The organism is Paenibacillus sp. P46E, assembly GCF_001909095.1.
GTDB classification, from domain to species: domain Bacteria; phylum Bacillota; class Bacilli; order Paenibacillales; family Paenibacillaceae; genus Paenibacillus_AQ; species Paenibacillus_AQ helianthi.
In genome coordinates, this window is the sequence record NZ_LVYZ01000014.1 from 1 (window position 1) to 17,935 (window position 17,935).

At 52.3% G+C, this 17,935-nt stretch carries 13 protein-coding genes and 2 pseudogenes; 8 read left to right on the forward strand and 7 right to left on the reverse strand.

Annotated elements, in window-relative coordinates:
• The 4 genes and pseudogenes from A3849_RS32700 to A3849_RS03575 all read left to right on the forward strand — a co-directional run.
• Positions 1-220, forward strand: a pseudogene (locus A3849_RS32700) (IS110 family transposase); the annotation flags it as partial.
• Positions 221-581: 361 nt separating this feature from the next.
• Positions 582-1,349 carry a carbohydrate-binding protein gene (locus tag A3849_RS03565; RefSeq protein ID WP_074110195.1) on the forward strand — a complete coding sequence of 256 codons (768 nt, stop codon included), beginning with the start codon at positions 582-584 and terminating at the stop codon, positions 1,347-1,349.
• Between the two features lie 319 nt (positions 1,350-1,668).
• Positions 1,669-1,871, forward strand: a pseudogene (locus A3849_RS34095) (transposase); the annotation flags it as partial.
• A gap of 149 nt (positions 1,872-2,020) precedes the next feature.
• Positions 2,021-3,052: a zinc-binding alcohol dehydrogenase family protein gene (locus A3849_RS03575; RefSeq protein ID WP_074110196.1), complete on the forward strand. Its 1,032-nt coding sequence runs from the start codon at positions 2,021-2,023 to the stop codon at positions 3,050-3,052.
• A gap of 125 nt (positions 3,053-3,177) precedes the next feature.
• Here the strand turns inward: A3849_RS03575 and tlp are convergent, their stop codons facing one another.
• From tlp to A3849_RS03600, 5 genes are all read right to left on the reverse strand, one after another.
• On the reverse strand, positions 3,178-3,402 hold the full coding sequence (gene tlp, locus A3849_RS03580; protein WP_074110197.1) for a small acid-soluble spore protein Tlp: 225 nt from the start codon (positions 3,400-3,402) through the stop codon (positions 3,178-3,180).
• A 134-nt stretch (positions 3,403-3,536) separates the two neighbouring features.
• Positions 3,537-7,772 carry a bifunctional nitrate reductase/sulfite reductase flavoprotein subunit alpha gene (locus tag A3849_RS03585; protein ID WP_074110198.1) on the reverse strand — a complete coding sequence of 1,412 codons (4,236 nt, stop codon included), beginning with the start codon at positions 7,770-7,772 and terminating at the stop codon, positions 3,537-3,539.
• Between the two features lie 36 nt (positions 7,773-7,808).
• Positions 7,809-9,041 carry an MFS transporter gene (locus A3849_RS03590; protein ID WP_074110199.1) on the reverse strand — a complete coding sequence of 411 codons (1,233 nt, stop codon included), beginning with the start codon at positions 9,039-9,041 and terminating at the stop codon, positions 7,809-7,811.
• A 384-nt stretch (positions 9,042-9,425) separates the two neighbouring features.
• On the reverse strand, positions 9,426-10,691 hold the full coding sequence (locus A3849_RS03595) for a sensor histidine kinase (RefSeq protein WP_074110200.1): 1,266 nt from the start codon (positions 10,689-10,691) through the stop codon (positions 9,426-9,428).
• The gene (locus A3849_RS03600; RefSeq protein ID WP_074110201.1) at positions 10,691-11,368 is read right to left on the reverse strand and encodes a response regulator transcription factor; all 678 of its coding nucleotides are present in this window, start codon (positions 11,366-11,368) and stop codon (positions 10,691-10,693) included. Before A3849_RS03600 ends, A3849_RS03595 begins: the two co-directional genes overlap by 1 nt.
• Before the next feature lie 302 nt (positions 11,369-11,670).
• On the opposite strand from A3849_RS03600, the gene A3849_RS03605 reads away from it, so the two are divergent.
• From A3849_RS03605 to A3849_RS03615, 3 genes are read left to right on the forward strand one after another with little or no spacing between them, the layout of a single operon-like run.
• On the forward strand, positions 11,671-12,414 hold the full coding sequence (locus A3849_RS03605) for a polyphosphate polymerase domain-containing protein (protein ID WP_074110202.1): 744 nt from the start codon (positions 11,671-11,673) through the stop codon (positions 12,412-12,414).
• Complete coding sequence (locus tag A3849_RS03610; protein WP_074110203.1) at positions 12,407-13,090, forward strand: DUF4956 domain-containing protein; 684 nt, start codon at positions 12,407-12,409, stop codon at positions 13,088-13,090. The genes A3849_RS03605 and A3849_RS03610 overlap by 8 nt, the downstream gene beginning before the upstream one ends.
• 21 nt (positions 13,091-13,111) lie before the next feature.
• The gene (locus A3849_RS03615) at positions 13,112-15,283 is read left to right on the forward strand and encodes a carbohydrate-binding domain-containing protein (RefSeq protein WP_074110204.1); all 2,172 of its coding nucleotides are present in this window, start codon (positions 13,112-13,114) and stop codon (positions 15,281-15,283) included.
• A 258-nt stretch (positions 15,284-15,541) separates the two neighbouring features.
• On the opposite strand, the gene A3849_RS03620 is transcribed toward A3849_RS03615, so the two are convergent.
• A complete protein-coding gene (locus A3849_RS03620; protein WP_074110205.1) occupies positions 15,542-16,456 on the reverse strand; it encodes a phosphatidate cytidylyltransferase in 915 nt (304 codons plus the stop codon).
• Positions 16,457-16,569: 113 nt separating this feature from the next.
• Here A3849_RS03620 and A3849_RS03625 point away from each other — a divergent pair, with 113 nt between their 5' ends.
• Positions 16,570-17,118 carry a hypothetical protein gene (locus A3849_RS03625; RefSeq protein ID WP_074110206.1) on the forward strand — a complete coding sequence of 183 codons (549 nt, stop codon included), beginning with the start codon at positions 16,570-16,572 and terminating at the stop codon, positions 17,116-17,118.
• A 4-nt stretch (positions 17,119-17,122) separates the two neighbouring features.
• Here A3849_RS03625 and A3849_RS03630 read toward each other — a convergent pair whose 3' ends face one another.
• Complete coding sequence (locus A3849_RS03630) at positions 17,123-17,926, reverse strand: AAC(3) family N-acetyltransferase (protein WP_074110207.1); 804 nt, start codon at positions 17,924-17,926, stop codon at positions 17,123-17,125.
• Positions 17,927-17,935: the final 9 nt, after the last annotated feature.

The window sequence follows — 17,935 nt, forward strand, 5'->3', positions numbered from 1 at the left end:
CTTTTATCGTATACAGAAACGACGAGGGCAAAAAAAAGCAACCATAGCAACAGCTCATCTTATCCTTCGAATGATCTACCATATGCTCAAGGACAGTAGAACCTATCGTGAAGAAGGTTGGGACTACTTAACCTCATCCAAGTCCTCCGTCGATTACTGGGTAAAGAAAATTGAGGCCCAGGGATTCATCGTCAAGGTTGAATCTGTAGAAACCTTATAAAAAAAATTGACACTCCCATCCTTAGAGGCAGAGGGTCTTTTTGTGCATTTTGGAGTGTTCATTTTCGTATAAAAAGCCAGGTAATGGCTGCTTGGGATTGCCCCTTGTTTTTAAGTAGGATCAACGTGGGCACTTGGGTGGTCGCTCCGCGAACGGACCGTTGTTCCAATCGCTGTGTTCCAGAGATATTCTTATGTTCAAAAGATTACGCAAAATGCGCAAACGATTGCCATTACGTTCTTATTCGCGAAAACTAATCATATCCATTTCATCGAAAATAACATAAAATATGTTTATTATTGGAATATTATATGGTATATTTATCCTGAAATTCATACCGAGAAATAGGAGATGACGTAAAATGTTCAAGAAGATGAAGAAGAGTGTATCGATTTTGGTTTTGGCAGCTGTTTTTGTGCTAACGTTTGCACAATCGGTCTTTGCCAGTGACCAGCCTGTTCAACTGACTTCAGCCAATCTATATATTTACAAGTATGGATACGTTGGATTCAGCGGCAATATCGAAGTAAGCAACCTGAGCAACCAAAAAACTGTAACTATTCACTATTCTCCTGGAGACGGTCAGTGGTATGATACGAACGCCTCCTATCAAGGCCCAACGGACTCCACGCATGAAAAATGGAGTTTTATGGTTTCCACCGATAACATGAGCAATAATAATCCGCAGCTCACAAATGCCCAAACGATTCAATTTGCAATTAAGTATGAAGTCAATGGACAAACGTATTGGGACAGTAACAACGGACAAAACTATTCCGTCAGCCGTTTTAATGAAAGTTCAACCATTCTTGGTAAACCGAACGTTTTTCGCGCTTACTATGATTTATATGAGAACACCTTCTCGGGAAGTGTATATGTCAAAAATTTAGCCTACAGCAAAGAGGTTAAAATCAAATATACAACCGATAACTGGAATACAACCAGGGAAGGATACGCCAGCTACTCCATACCGGCGAACTCCGATGGCAGCGTAGAAATCTGGGATTTCAGCTTTAACAATATTGACCCAAGTGTTACGCAAATTCATTACGCTATCTCCTACACCGCAAATGGACAAACGTATTGGGATAATAATTACGGGAACAACTATACAGTAAACCGCTATTAATACAGAAATATATCCGTGAACTTAATGCTCTTCCCCTTATTTTGGAGTAGGATCAACGTGAGCCCTTGGGTGGACGCTCCGCGAACGGACCGTTGTTCCAATCGCTGTTGTCCCCAGATTTTATTTATTCTCCTTCGCGGTGAAAATCCGGGGACAAAGGCGATCGCTACCACTTTTCCACAATCGTTCCGTCCTCTCCGCTGTTTAAGCGGAAAAAGTTTCTTCAAATCTTTCTAAAATCACGAAAAGAAACCATCCTTTGGTAAAATGGAGTTACCACACAACCATTTCAAAGGAGAGGTTTCTTTTTCAATATACCATGGACCAACTTTGCTTGCCGATCGATCTGGAAGAAGATATTCCAGAAAGTCACCTTGTTCGTGTCGTGAATGCCACCGTCAATCGACTGGACGACGCCATTTTTGACGCTGCCTATCCCGGCAGCGGCCGCGACACTATCACCCTAAAATGCTTACTAAAGTCATTATTTACGCCTATACTCAGCGAATCACACCAAAAAGGGTAACCCTCCTAATTGAAATGCTCCCCATATAGTATACGTTTTGATACTAGATCACAATAATGTGCGTACTTCCGGAAATGTGGTGTATACATTAAACTGCCAGTATAAGCAAGTTAGCACGTAACCCCATACAAAGGAGAGAATAACAATGACGAAGGAAACCATGAAAGCCGTAGGCCTGTATAAATATTTGCCCATTGAAAATCCGGAGAGTCTGATCGACGTGGAAGTGGACAAGCCTAGCCCGACGGGCCGGGATCTGCTGGTGAGGGTACAAGCGGTCTCCGTGAATCCTGTGGACTATAAAGTCCGTTCACCCAAAAACCGTGAGGAGAGCGTACCGAAAGTGCTGGGCTGGGATGTTGCGGGCGTGGTTGAACAGGTTGGCCCGGAATCCACCTTGTTCCGTCCTGGCGACGAAGTGTACTATGCCGGAAGCATTATACGTCCCGGCGGGAACAGCGAGTTTCATCTGGTGGATGAGCGGATTGTTGGTGTGAAGCCGTCCACACTGGACTTTGCACAGGCCGCGGCTTTGCCGTTAACCTCGATTACCGCCTGGGAAAGCTTGTACGACCGGCTGGGCGTTTCCCTGAGCAAGGCTGACAATGCAGGCAAGACGCTTTTGATTATCGGAGCAGCGGGTGGCGTTGGATCGATTGCCATACAATTGGCGAAGAACTCTGGCCTGACAGTTATTGGCACTGCATCCCGGCCGGAATCCGTGAGCTGGGCGAAGGCGCTTGGAGCGGATCACATCATCAATCATTTCGAGGCGTTCGTTCCGCAATTAAAGGCTGCCGGATTCGATCAAGTGGACTATGTGCTCTGCTTGAACAGTACCGGGAAGCACTGGGCGAATATGGCAGAGGCGATCGCACCGCAAGGCAAAATATGCTCGATTGTGGAGACGGAGGAATTACTGAACCTGACCTTGCTGAAGAACAAAAGCGTCACGTTCGCCTGGGAATTGATGTTCACCCGCTCCACCTACCAAACGCCGGACATGATAGAGCAGCACAAGCTGCTGAATGAAGTGGCACGCCTCGTAGACGCTGGTGTGATCCGGACGACGACGAATGAAACGCTGAGGCCCATCAATGCAGAGAATCTGCGTAAAGCGCATGCTATGCTGGAAACGGAAAGAACGGTCGGTAAAGTGGTTTTGGAAGGATTCTAATGAATTGCGATTCCTGGAGTATTGGATACAATGGTCTGTAGACTTCATTACCTAAGCGAAATGGCGGTTCGGCCCGGAATGATCCGGGTGAACCGCCGTTTTCGCTTGAACTGGCATTTACTATACTATTCTTCGGAATGCGCGGCTTCGTCCTTAACTTCCTCGCGGAAGCCATTAATGCTCTCTTTACGGCGTTCGTTCTTGGCTTCGATCTGCTCACGTTCTTTGCTGCTGATTTCAGAAGAGAATTCGTTCAAATAGTCTTCAGCTTCATGCAGGTTCTGCATGGTGTGCTGAATACTTTGCTGTAAATGCTCAACATTGTCTGCCCGGTTATCCGGCTTTGCCATTGATGGATCGCCTCCTGTGATTAGCGCGCCGCAAGGACGCTAACCTGTAGGTTGATCGTTACCGGACAATCTTATGCATTATTTTCCTTGGAATCCAACATTCTTATTTATGCACCCACTGATCCATAGTCTGCTTAATAGACATCCCGCGCATACCGCTTGGTTAACGACATTTCTTGCACATAATGATTCGCTTCATCCGCTGTCATGCCGCCGTGCTGCCGGATTACCGTCTTCAGTGCGGCATCTACTTCTTTGGCCATTTGCTGGGCATCTCCGCACACGTAGAAGTGCGCGCCGTCCTGAAGCCAGGCCCAGAGCTCGGCTCCATGCTCAAGGATTCGGTGCTGTACATAGATTTTGTCCGCCTGATCACGCGAAAAAGCAGTATCCAGCCGATGCAGAAAGCCTTCTTTGCGGAGAGCTTCAAGCTCATCGCGGAAATAAAAATCACGGTCTTCCCGCTGTTCCCCGAAGATCAGCCAATTCTTGCCCTTCGCCCCGGCTGCCTTCCGATCCTGCAGGAAGCCGCGGAACGGAGCGATGCCTGTACCCGGACCGACCATAATCATCGGGGCATCGGGATTAGCTGGCGGGCGGAAATGGGCATTCTTGTGAATGAAAATGGGAATGTCCGTATCCTCTGTAGCGAGGTCTGCGAGAAATGTGGAGCATACTCCCTTACGGGCATTGCCGTTATTCTCGTAACGAACGGTGGACACTGTAATATGGACCTCGTTCGGATTGGCTTTCGGGCTGGAAGAAATCGAATAGAGGCGGGGCTGCAAAGGCTTGAGCTGTTCCGCAAGCTCCTGTGCGCTGAGGGAAACCGGGTATTCCTGCAGCACATCGATCAGTTGACGGCCCCACAGCCATTGCTTGAGCTCCGTCAGGTTCTCACTGTCGAGGAGTTTGCTTAACCGGGCATCCTGAGCGCGGTCCCGGATGAACCGGAGCATATCCGGTGTCACCCGGGCAATCTCGAAATGACGCAGCAGTGCTTCGGTTACCGGCATTTCTCCCTGGCCTTTGACCCTTACCGGGGTAGAGGGCTCAATGCCCAGCGTATGCAGCAGACTGCGGGCCAGATCTGGGCAATTGGCAGGCCACACGCCCAGTGCATCGCCTGCTTCGAACTGCACTCCGGCAGGCGTGAGGTCGAAGGCGTAGTGGCGGGTTTCTTTTTCAGATCCGGCTTGGTTCAGATTCTGCTTGAATAGCAGCCGTGAAGGTACCGGGTGGTTCCGGTGATATCCGCGTGGTTCCGAACCTGGGGCAACCGGGACGGATACAGTGGCCGAAGTGGACGAGATACCGCTTGCTGCGGCAGGTATACTGGGCTTCGGGTTGCCTGCAAATCCGCTCAACAGTGCTGAAATATCACTCGTCCATGCATCCACCTGCTCCTGAAAGTCTGTATCGCAATGGGCACAATCAAGCAGCCGCTGTGCGCCAAGCTCCGCGAGACGGGTGTCCAGATTCCGCCCGAAGCCGCAAAAGAGATCGTAATTGGAATCCCCGAAAGCGAGCACGGCATAATGCAGATCCTGAAGCTGTGGGGCATTCTCTGCCTTGAGCGATTGGAAGAAACTTTCTCCATTGTCCGGAGGATCGCCGGCTCCGAAGGTGCTGGCAATGAACAGGACAAACCGGTTCCCTGCCAGATCACTCACGGCATATTGATTCATATTTACGAGCCGCACATCATAACCGGCTTGCTGTAGCTTCTTGGCGCAGTCAATGGCTGCACCCTCCGCATTTCCGGTCTGTGAGGCCCAAAGGATGGTTACGGGAAGTTTGGTTGTAACGGTACTCTCCGGGAACGGGGCAGCCTCTGCAGGGGCCGAAGTCGGTAACGGTTCAGTTCTGGAGTAAGCTTCTGCTCCGGGTACCGAAGTCCGGGAGAACATGCCCGCGAGCAGGCCATCCACATAGAAGCGGGTGGGTGCTTCAAAAGGTGCGGTGGGCGGCAGAACCGGAATACCGGAAGCAGAGCGGCCAGCCTCGGTGCGCAGGCTAGTGATGAAGCCGGACAGATATGCCTGTTCATGGTGATCCAGAGTCAGGGCGGCAGGGGCTTCAATCCCAAGTACGCCAGCGAGCGTGTCGAGCTGCTTCATCGTTATGGCCTCCTTCGGGCTGGCGGTCTCAGCGCCGGCTGGGGTTGAAGCCGGATTGCTGTCCATATCCGGCGTATGCGGTTCCCCGGCGGGCTGGCCAGCCGCCTTGACGAGTGACACAGCGCAGAATTTCAACTCGGGCTGTAAGGACATAGGGTCAACGGCATCATTGGTAACGTCATTGACCGCCAGCTGTGATCCAAAGACATCATTCCAGTGAAAAGGGGCAAAACAGTTGCCGGGGCGAACACGGTCTGAAAGGACCGCCGGGAGAATGGCCAGCCCCCGCCGCGAACGGAGCTCCACCGGCTCCCGGTCTTTAATTCCCAGCACCGCTGCGTCTTCCGGGTGAATTTCTACAAAGGGCCCCGGGTTCAATTTATTGAGCTTTGGAACCTTGCCGGTTTTGGTCAGCGTATGCCACTGGTGCTGCAAGCGGCCCGAATTCAGCACAAAGGAGTACTCGCTGTCCGGCATCTCTGCAGGCGGCATATACGGGCGTGCCCAGAATACGGCCTTTCCGTTTTCTGTCGGGAACACGAGATCCGGCGAACTGCCATCTGAAAGCTCGATCTGTGCTGTGCCGCCTTGACGGTTCAGATACCGGATGGGATTCCGGTCGCTCGGCTGATCCGGCCCACTAGGCCATTGTACTGGTGTCTCCCGGAGCCGTGCGTAGGTCGCCCCGCGTAGGTCGTATCCTGTTTTCGGATTCCAGGCTTGCTGGATTTCCGCATAGACCTCTTCCGATGAAGAGTAGGAGAAAGCCTCCGCATAGCCCATTTCAGCGGCGACCCTGGCGATAAGCTGCCAGTCCGGCATGGCCTCTCCGGGCGGCTCGACGGCTTGCTGCATCAGGGTCAGGTTGCGCTCCGAATTAATCATCACCCCTTCACCTTCAGCCCATAAGGCTCCGGGCAGCAGGATATCCGCATACCGGTTGGTCTCGGTATCCAGGAAGCTGTCCTGGGTAATGACCAGCTCCGCCGCTTCCAGGGCAGCAATGACCTTCCTGCGGTTGGGGACGGTAGCCACCGGATTGGTACAGATGATCCAGCAGGCTTTGATCTTGCCTGTGATCATGCTTTCGAACATGGAAATGGTACCGCCGCTGACATCCGTTCGAAGAGTGCCTTGGGGGATTTCCCACAGCTTCTCTATGAAGCTGCGGTCAGCCTCAGACACCAGAGAACGCTGTCCGGGCAAGCCCGGCCCCATGTAGCCCATCTCCCGCCCGCCCATGGCATTGGGCTGGCCGGTGAGTGAGAAGGGGCCGCTCCCCGGACGGCAGATGGCTCCTGTAGCCAGATGCAGGTTGCAGATAGCATTCGTGTGCCAGGTGCCGTGAATGCTCTGGTTGAGACCCATAGTCCAGCAGGACATCCACTCCGGCGCCTCACCGATCCAATCAGCCGCTTGCCGGATATCCGCTTCCGGGATGCCGGTAATTTCGGAGACTTTATCCGGCGGGTAGTCCTCCAGGAATGCCTCCATACTCTCAAAACCCGAGGTGAACCGGGCGATAAAGGCCGGGTCCGTATGTCCGTTCTTCACAAGTAAATGCAGCAGGCCGTTCAGCAGGGCGAGATCCGTTCCGGGTCTGATCTGCATGAACAGGTCTGCTTTCTCCGCAGTAACCGTCCGCCGGGGGTCCACGACAATCAGCTTGGCTCCGCTCTTCACCCGGTCCATCATCCGCAGGAACAGAATCGGATGGCAATCGGCCATATTGGCGCCGATAACGAAGAATAAATCTGTCTGATCCATATCCTGATAAGAACCCGGAGGCCCATCCGCTCCCAGGGAGAGCTTGTAGCCGTTGCCGGCACCTGCCATACACAGACGTGAATTGGACTCAATATTCGGTGTCCGGATGAAGCCCTTGGCCAGTTTGTTAATCAGGTACTGAGCCTCCAGCGACATTTGGCCCGATACATAGACGGAGAGGGCGTCCGGACCGTGTTCCTCCAGAATGCTGCGCAGCCGCTGCGCGGTTTCGCGGATGGCTGTATTGATTTCCATTTTTACAGGTTCAGTCCCCCGGGAAGGGCGGTTGTAGGCATACTCCATCCGGCCCGATTCAGTGATCGCGGCTGCTGCCGTACTGCCTTTGGTGCACAGCCGGCCGAAGTTGGCCGGATGTTCCTTGTCTCCGGTGATTTTGACCACCCGGTTATCCGATACTTCGAGTACGATCCCGCAGCCAACCCCGCAGTATGGACAGACGCTTTTGATTAAGCCAGTTGTCATGTGAGTTCACCGCCCCGAAGTTTTCTGTATAAGCTGTTAGAAATTAACCCCTGATTCCGCCTTCGCCCAGGACTTTCTCCAGGATCTTGTTACAGCGTAGAAGATAAGGGTGGTAAGGAGTACGATGGAGCCGACCACCAGAAATCCGGTGACCTGTGAGCCTGTGGACTGCTTCAGCGGGCCCAGGACATACGTCGGCAGCAAATATCCGCCAAGACCTCCGGCAGCACCGACAATTCCGGTAATGACTCCGATCTCGCTGGAGAAGCGCTGAGGGATGATCTGAAAGACCGAGCCGTTCCCCATCCCGAGGCAGGCCATCATCACGCTGGTATAGAGCAGCATCACCAGGAATGAGCCGGGCATGGATGCAATGGCAAAAGCACATACCGAAATGACACTGTACAGAACAAGAAGCAGCCGCATGCCGCCAATCCGGTCCGCGATCCAGCCGCCTAAAGGCCGGAAGAAGCTGCCCGCAATAACGGTGATGGTGACCAGGTATCCCACCTGAATTTTGGTCAGGCCCCCAGAGTGTACACCGTCGCCGTACACATCATAGAAGAAGATGCTCGCATAGTTGGCGAATCCGACAAACCCGCCGAAGGTAATGGCATAGAACATCGAGAACCACCAGGTATCCGCATGTCTGAAGACGCTGAGGTAGTCTTTGAGCGGCTTGGGTGCAGGGGCATTCGGGGCGTCTTTAGCCAATATAGCAAAGAGAATCATCACGATTGCCAGAGGAATCAGCGCAATCCCAAACACACTGTGCCATCCATAGGCCTGGGCGATCTGCGGCCCGAAAAAGGTAGCCAGCGCGGTTCCGCTGTTCCCTGCACCCGCAATGCCCATCGCCAGCCCCTGATATTGCGGAGGGTACCAGCGGCTTGCAAGAGACAGCGATACGGCAAAGCTTGCACCTGCAAAACCGAGCAGGAATCCGATCATATGAATCTGTAGCAGGCTGGTTCCGCCCAGCCAGCCCCACAGAAGAGGGATAATGGTGAGGAACATCCCGAGCAGGCCTGCTTTTTTACTGCCGATGCGGTCAGCCAGAATGCCCATTGGAATCCGGAATATCGAGCCGCCGAGGATCGGAATGGCGACCATGGCTGCCTTTTGGGTATCTGACAATCCGAAGTCCTTGGTAATGTAGAGCGATAGAGCTCCGCACAGCACCCAAATCATAAAGCTTACGTCAAAGTACATAAAAGCTGAGAACAAACTCGGGGCATGACCCGCCTTGCGAAAACTCTTTGCTTCCATTGCTGACATCCTCCTTTAATTGAACCCCAAGTAAGTGAATCGACAAAAAAGGGCCGACTGACAGAACCCGCAGACTCGCGGATCTTGTTAATCGGCCCCGTTGCCAATTGCAGCCACGTCATCGTGACTGACTGTATAAGTGATGTAAGAATACCGGTGCAACAAGCTATCCGGCCACAGCATTGTGGGCAGAAACGGCCTGCGTCCTTCGTTGACACAATGTTGTGTCGTTGAAATCTTATATTGTCAATATAATTAGCTCGATAAGAAATGTCAACAACTATAACATAAAAATTTAAAAATATTAATTTTTATGCTTATAACAGCCTGATTAATGGATTATGTGTTATATAATCTAACATAAACTCTGCAGGCCTCTGCCTCTTAAGAGAGTAGTACATAGAATGAAGTAGACTCCCCGGCCACACTTTTGGCATATATCTTCCCCTTGTGCTGATCCACAATCGACTTGGCGATGGCGAGGCCCAGGCCGTAACCGCCCTGCTTGCGCGCTCGGGAATTATCCGTACGATAGAAGCGGTCGAAGATACGGGTCAAATGCTCCGCAGCAATGCCATCCCCGGTGTTCGAGACGCCCAGCAGCACATCGGTATTCTGTTTTTTTAGCGTGACCGCTACCGAGCCCTTGGGATTGGTGTATTTCACGGCGTTATCCAGAAGAATCATGACCACCTGCATGAGCTGCTCGCTGTTGCCCTGCACGGTCAGGTCCGGTTCGATATCATATTCGAAAGAAATATGCTTCTCAAAAATGACGGCCTCCATGGTCAAAATGATATTCTCTACGGCATCGCTCATATTGAACCTGCTGTGGATCATGCTTGTCCGGGTATCGTCCATTTCTGTCAGGTACAGCAGATCATTGGTCAGCCGGGTCATCCGCTCCGTCTCCGATTTGATATACTGCAGCCACTTCGCCTGATTGCGGATCGTATCGTCACTGTTCGACAGCAGCACGTCGGCATTGGTATTAATGATCGTCAGTGGTGTCTTCAGCTCATGGGAGGCATCGGCGATGAACTGCTTCTGCTTGTCAAAGGCTTCCCGGACCGGCGCAATCGAGCGGTTAGCGAAGAAGCGGCTGGTGAAGTAGAGAATGATCAGCATCAGAAGGCCGACAGCAGTGAAGGTATAGATCAGGTTGGTAAGGATTTTCTGCTGGGCGGTGATATCCAGGAAGACAATGATTTCCCCGCCGCCAACATGCTTGACCGTGAAGATCCACCGGCTGTCATCCAGAGTGAACCGTCCGATGTCCTTGCCTATGCTTAGGGCCTCCTTCAGCGCAGCCGTATAGAATTCCTCGTCCATCGTAAATTTGGATTGCTTATCGATCAGCTTCCCGGTTGAGTCGGTAGTCACCGTGAAGGAGATGGAGCGCTCCGGCGGCTGATTGCCGCCCTGCATGGGCCCGTTGCCTATGAGTGGAATCCCGTTAACGGAGCCTGGATGACCTGCATCGCCCGGGCCTTTCTGCTGGTAGTCTGCAATCCGGTGCAAATCCATATTAATGTCGTTCTTCACATTCAGGTACATGATCACATAGATCGTGGCGAAGGCAATCAGCATCATCACAGAGATGGTGGTCAGATTAAGAATTAAGAACCGGTTTCTGAGCTTAGTGAACATCAGCGGGTCACCTCTAATACATAGCCGACGTTTCGAATCGTGTTAATGCGTACCTCCGAGTTCAGGAAGGTCAGTTTTTTCCGCAAAAAAGAGATGTATACCTCCACGTTATTATGCTCTGCCTCGGAGTCGAAGCCCCACAGCTTCTCGATGATCTGCTCCTTCGAGGTTACCGCCTGCTTCCTCAGGATCAGCAGCTCCAGCAGCTCGTTCTCCTTCAGATTCAGCTTGATCTCCTTGCCCTTTACAGAGAGGCGCAGGTTCGCCGTATTCAGCTCCATATCCCCCAGCTTCAGGGCATCATCCGGGATGACCTCTCCTTTGCGCCGCAGCGCCGCACGTATTCTGGCCATCAGCTCCTCCGACGAGAAGGGCTTGGCGATATAATCATCGGCTCCATAATCAAGCCCTGTCACCATATCGGTAATCTCACCTTTGGCGGTCAGCATGATAACAGGCGTGGATACACCTTCGCCGCGGAGCTTCTTCAGCACAGTGATTCCATCCATTTCCGGCAACATAATATCCAGCAGCAGCAGGTCATAGATCCCGCTCTGAGCATAGTCCAGCCCCGATCTTCCGTCATGGACCGCGTCCACGGAGTAGTTCTGTTTCTTCAATATTTGAGTCAAGGCTTCCGCCAGATGCACTTCGTCTTCCACTATTAATATCCTCATGGGTATGCCCATCCTCTGCATCGAAAGTTTGCTGATTACTTAAGTCATTATAGCAAGACTACCTTTAACCAACCTTAACCGGATTTTCTGTGCAGGTAGCGCTATAGATGTAAGAATCCTGGGAGTACAGCCCATTTGTTAAGCCCATGTAAAAAGATCAAGGGGGTGTAAACTCATTTAAGATTCATTAAAGGTTCCGGGACTAAGATACATTCATAAGCAAGCGGGACGCACATGGAACACACACATACAGCACATATAAGCACTTATGAAGCACTCCACTACGAAAGGATCTGAACCCTATGGCGATTGAGGTATTCAACCGATACGAGAACAAATATCTGCTCGATCATGCTGCTTATCTGAAACTCTACCATGCTCTGCTGGAATATATGGAGCCAGACGATTACAACAAGCAGCATGAATTCTACCCGATTACGAATCTTTATTATGACACCGCTCACGATTCCCTGATCCGCAGCAGCCTGGCGAAGCCGAAATACAAGGAGAAGCTCCGCATAAGAGCCTACGGCACCCCCAACCAGGACACCAAGGTGTATCTGGAAATTAAAAAAAAGGTGTTCGGCCTGGTCAATAAAAGAAGAACCTCGCTGAAGCTGCAGGAGGCTTACGATTTCGTCGCCACAGGTGTGGAGCCGGAATTCAAGGATTACATGAACAAGCAGGTGATCGGGGAGATCAAGTACATGCTAACCCGGTACGATCTGCAGCCCAAGCTGTATCTGTCCTATGACCGCAAAGCGCTTTTCTGCAAAAATAACCGTGATTTGCGGATCACCTTCGACACGAATATCAGAAGCCGGCGGTACGATGTGAAGCTGGAGCGCGGTGCCTATGGCGAACCTCTGCTGGAACCGGGGCAATGGCTGATGGAAGTGAAGGCCGAGAAGACGATTCCGGTCTGGCTGGCCAAGATGCTCTCGGAGCACCAAATGTACCGCACCAGCTTCTCCAAATACGGCAATGAATATAAAAAAATGCTCAAGAACAGCAGAATAGAAACGGAGAGTGCCCTTTATGCTTGACTCTATTTTCTCAGCCGCTACCGCGACAACAGAATTAACCTTTATCAACGCGATTCTAACCATACTTATAGCGATTGCACTCGGCGGAATAATCAGCTTCACCTATATGAAGACCAATCCGGGGGGATATTCGCAAAGCTTCACGCTGACGATGGTCCTGCTGCCGGTGATTGTAGCGATCATTATTCTGCTGATTGGCAGCAACGTAGCCCGCGCCTTCAGCCTTGCCGGTGCCTTCTCGATTATCCGCTTCCGCAGCGCGCCTGGCGATCCGAAGGACATCACATTTGTTCTGTTCACCATGGCTTCGGGCCTGGCCTGCGGGGTCGGCTCCTTCGGCTACGCGATACTGTTCACCCTCATTCTCTGCGTGCTGATGTTCATCCTGAACCGCACCGGCTTCGGCGTAAGAAAGTCACAGCAGAAGACGCTGAAGGTGACCATTCCCGAGGATTTGGGGTATGAAGAGGCTTTTGCTGAAGTGTTCGAGAAATTCAATGTCCGCTATGAGCTGAAAAAGATTAGAACCACCGAGCTGGGCAGCTTATACGAGCTGGTCTACGACGTTACGATTGATGAGTACACGAGCCAGAAGGAACTCCTGGATGCGGTCCGCACCCGGAACGGCAATCTCGATCTGTCGCTGACCATGAGTCCAACCCCCACGGAGTACTAAAATCGAAGGGAATGATGATATATGAAGAATTTCATTACAGGAAGCAAGATAGGGATGGTGCTGCTGAGCGCGGCACTCATGACGGCGTGCAGCACAATTTCCGGAGCGAATACCAATACCACGAACCGTGCGGCAACAGGTACAGCCGTTACAACTAGTGCACAGAGCGGAACCACTGCTGCTGTAGCTCTGGCAAACGTCAAGACGACTGACCTGGTAGCGTATGACGAAGACGATACCACTACAGACTGGACGGCAGATGCTTCAACCGGTATTACCCTTGCAGGGACGACAGCGAAGATCGAAGGTGCTGGTGCTACAGCCAAGGATGGATCGGTAACGATCACCGAAGCGGGAACTTATATCCTCACCGGGTCACTAAGTGACGGGCAGATTATTGTGGATGAGCAGGCCAAAGGAACCGTTCGGCTGGTGCTGAACGGTGTGAACCTGAAGGATAGCGACAGTGCTCCTGTCTACATTAAGGAAGCAGGCAAGGTTGTGATCACTCTGCAGGAAGGTACGGAGAACAGCGTCTCAGACGGGGCGACCTATGTGTTCGCCGATAGTACCACGGATGAACCCGGTGCGGCTGTCTTCAGCAAAGCTGATCTGACGATTAACGGAACCGGCAAGCTAACGGTTACCGGCAGCTACAAGGACGGCATTTCTAGCAAGGACGACCTGAAAATTGTGGGCGGCACCCTGACTATTACGGCAGCAGATGACGGAATCGTGGGCAAGGATCTGGTAGCGGTGAAGGACGGAAATATTACCATCAAGGCAGAAGGCGACGGCATCAAGTCCACCAATGACGAGGATACAGCCAAAGGCTTCGTGGCGATTGCAGCCGGAACATTCAATATTACGGCGGGTAACGACGGCATTCAGTCGGAGACGGCAGAAGTGATTGACGGCGGGACATTTAACATCGTGACGAATGGCGGCTATGAGAATGCAGAGGCGAAGACGAGTGAGCAAGGTCCGGGCGGTATGGGCATGGGTGGCGGTCAGGGCGGCTTCGGTGGTCAGGGTGCAGTAGACGGAACCTCAGCAGCAACATCCGATGCTACGCCGGCGAAAACTACGGCTGCAGCTGCGACGGATACAGCAACGGTGACTACAGCATCAGTGACTACAGCAGTAGCAACCACCACCACGGCTGAAACGGAATCTACGAGCGCCAAAGGGCTGAAATCCGGTGGAGATCTTACTGTGAATGGCGGCAGCTTCACACTTAATTCTGCAGATGATGCGCTGCACAGCAACGGCAATGTCTCCGTTACGGACGGTGAATTCAAGATAACTGCGGGAGATGACGGCATCCATGCAGACAGCCTGACCTCCTTGTCCGGCGGCACCATCGATATTACCAAGAGTTATGAAGGTATTGAAGGCGGCAATATCACGATTGCCGGCGGAGAAATCCACGTAGTCGCTTCCGATGACGGTGTGAACGTTTCTGGCGGGAATGATACGAATGCTGCGCAGGGAACAGCGCAGCAGGATCAGTTCACCAGCTCCGGCAGCAACATGCTTACGATCAGCGGGGGAACGATAACCGTTGATTCCACAGGTGATGGCCTGGATTCCAACGGATCTGTCAAGATGACAGGGGGAACCGCCATCGTTAATGGTCCTACCAATGACGGTAACGGCCCGCTGGATTATGACGGCACCTTCGATATGACCGGCGGCTTCCTGGTCGCTGCGGGCAGCGCCGGCATGGCCCAGGCACCAAGCGAGGATTCCGGCCAGTACTCGGTCAGCATGAGCTTCACGGCAGATCAGCAGTCAGGCACTATGGTTCATCTGGAGGACAGCGACGGCAACACCATCCTGACCTTCGCACCCTCCAAGAATTTCCGCTCAGTCGTTGTCAGCTCCCCTGATCTGAAGAAGGACGGGTCCTATACCCTCTCAACAGGCGGCATCTCGACAGGCACCGCAGTGGACGGATTGTACACAGACGGTGAGTACAGCGGAGGCACTCAGGTAGTGGCGTTCGAAATCTCCAGCAGCGTAACCTGGCTTAACGAATCAGGTGTCACAACGGCTAACACCGGCCGTGGCCCTGGTGGTGGCTTTGGTGGCGGCGGAGGCACCAGACCGGATCGCGGCGCTGGCGGTACACCACCTCAAGGCGGAACAGGCGGCACCCCGCCTGACGCTCCGAGTGAAGCTACAAATTAAATAACAAGCGGCCCCTCTCCAGTGGATGGAGAGGGGCCGTTTCTGCTAGTTATCGAAGAACGAAGTGGAATAAGTAGCACTAATCTGCGGGAATTTGCCTCGCAGCGGCGATTAGTGGGATTTTGTATACTTATTCTCAATGAATTCATTAGATATGAGGTTGTTCGTCCAGAATAGGTCTACTTTTTTCCACTAGAGCCTGTTTGGGAGTGGGGAGATACGGAGTAGGTCTACCTTTTCCACTTCGGCCCACAGCTGTTACATAAAATCAAAAAAGTACCGGATCACATGGAAGAACACCGGTGAGGTGTAGGCCAGGCTGTCGACGCGGCTCAGGTAGCTTGTCTGCAGGGCAGCGAATTTGTCATCATCGCCGATGAGCAAATCGCGCTTCAGCACAGACACCGTTAAGCTGCCGAAGAATCCGGCCAGACTGATCAGCACGCCGGAGAACAGACCGAAGATCGGGGTCAGCGGCGTGAAGTAAGGGTAGATCAGGTACGATACCCCTGTAGTTGCCACAAATGCACAGGCGAAGCCCTCCCAGGTCAGATTCGGGTTGGCGGTCGGAACGACTTTGCGTTTGCCGAAATAGATTGAAGCCAGATAATGTACGGCATCATTCAGCTGCGTGAGCACTACCAGGAACAGCACCAGCCCCGCGCCATACTCCGGTGTGGCAAATTGGAAGTAGGCCAGGTGGCTGAGACCGAACACCATGAGCATCAGCCCCCACTGGGTGGCGCTTACGCTGCGCAGGAATCCGAGCGTGCCTTTGTTGATGAGCCGGGGCAGCGGCAGAAGCAGGAAGACATATACCGGGATGAAGACGATGAACATGCCATACCACTCTATGTAGATCCAGTAGAACTGCAGCGGAATGGACAGGTAGGCCCACAGGAACAGCCGGCGGTCCGCTTTTCGGGTACGGATCATGGAGAAATATTCTTTCAGTGCAAAGAAGGATAGTGCCATCAGGGACAGCAGGGACACGACCGGATTGATCAATGTGGCCAGGCAGAAGATGAAGAGCATGCCCCACCAGGTTTTGATCCGGAAGCCAATTCCCGAGTAATCCTTATCCTTCTGCAGTCTGCTTACCAGGATGTAGAGCAAATGAATGGCGGATAAAGCGGTGAAGATAAGCACGAATGTAACGAGTGAACTGTTCAAGCCATCACCAACTTGTCGCAGGATAGGATTCCAACAAAGGAATCATATGTTAATATATTAAAAAGTACAAGTTGCATGTGATTTTGACACTTCGATAAGGGGACTTTCTGTATATGGAAGCTGATCATTCGGTCTATATCCTGCTCACGAATACGGGGACACTGTTCACGAAGCTTATTCAAGGCTATACCAAAGCGCCTTACAACCACGCCTCCATCTCGTTTGACCGTGAGCTTACAGAGCTGTACAGCTTCGGCCGGAAGAATCCGAGTAATCCCCTGAATGGCGGCTTTGTACATGAAGATCTACGGACAGGCACCTTCAGCAAATATCCGAATACCACCTGTGTGATCTACAAGCTGCATGTTTCAGGACGTGAGGTCGAGAAAATGCGCCGGGTCCTGCACATCTTCATCCGCAGCCGCCAAAAGTACCTCTATAACATGCTGGGCGTCATTGGCATTGCCCTCAAGGAACCCGTTGAATTCAGCAACTCTTACTTCTGCTCGCAGTTTGTTGCGGAAATTCTGGACCGGTCCGGCATCAAGCTGTGGAACAAGCTGCCTGCGCTCGTTACGCCGGATGATTTCCGGCAGAGTGAACGGCTGGAGCTGATCTATCAAGGGAAGCTGAGGGAGTACGTGCCGGAGGAGGGTAAGTGAGCGTTTACAGCCTGTTTTTCTCCATCCATGAAGCAGCCCAATCCACCAGAGGACGTTGTTCCAGAAACCGGATATCGGCCTGCCCGACTTTATATACCGGAACCTTCATTTCTTGGTCATACGCTTCTCCTAACCGGATAAAATCCTCATCTTCAACAGCCTGGGTTTCGTAAGTCACCCACTTGCGCTTGCCTTCCACCAGGATGGCACTGCTCTCACAGACCCATTTCTTGGAAGTGAAGTCTGCCCTGGTCTCTGCCAGATGCAAAGAAGTGTTTTTATCATAGCCGACGCCTGCCAAGAGTACATAACCATGTAACTGATACAGCTTATCCAGCGGAGAGCCTGAGCCGAAAATATTGCTTAAGTCATGGCCCTGCGTAAGATATTCAGCGTACTTGCCTACCGCGGCGACGGAGCGGGCCGGATGATCTGAGCGCGCAGCCCCCGGCCATGTACGGAACATTTCGGCCACAGCACCCATCCCTATAGACGGCGTAATTTCTTTATTATAGGCTGGCCAGTGTTCCCGGATTAGGGGCCACCCTTCGGCAGGCGCGTCCCAGTGGACACCTGTGGATGGATCGAGATTCTTCCAGGTCTGGGAAGGCATCATCAGAGTGCCTTCTTCACCCACGATTTCAAGGAGTGAACGGATGATAGTTTCGGGTCCTCCTACAACATAGCCCAGTTGGCTTAAGGAAGCATGTACGAAGATATGCTGCCCTTTGGTGAGGCCGCAGTTTGTGAATTGGGTGACTAAGTCCTCTTTCGTTAAAATCATGCGGTTCTCTTTGCCGGTTGTCATGTAAACCTC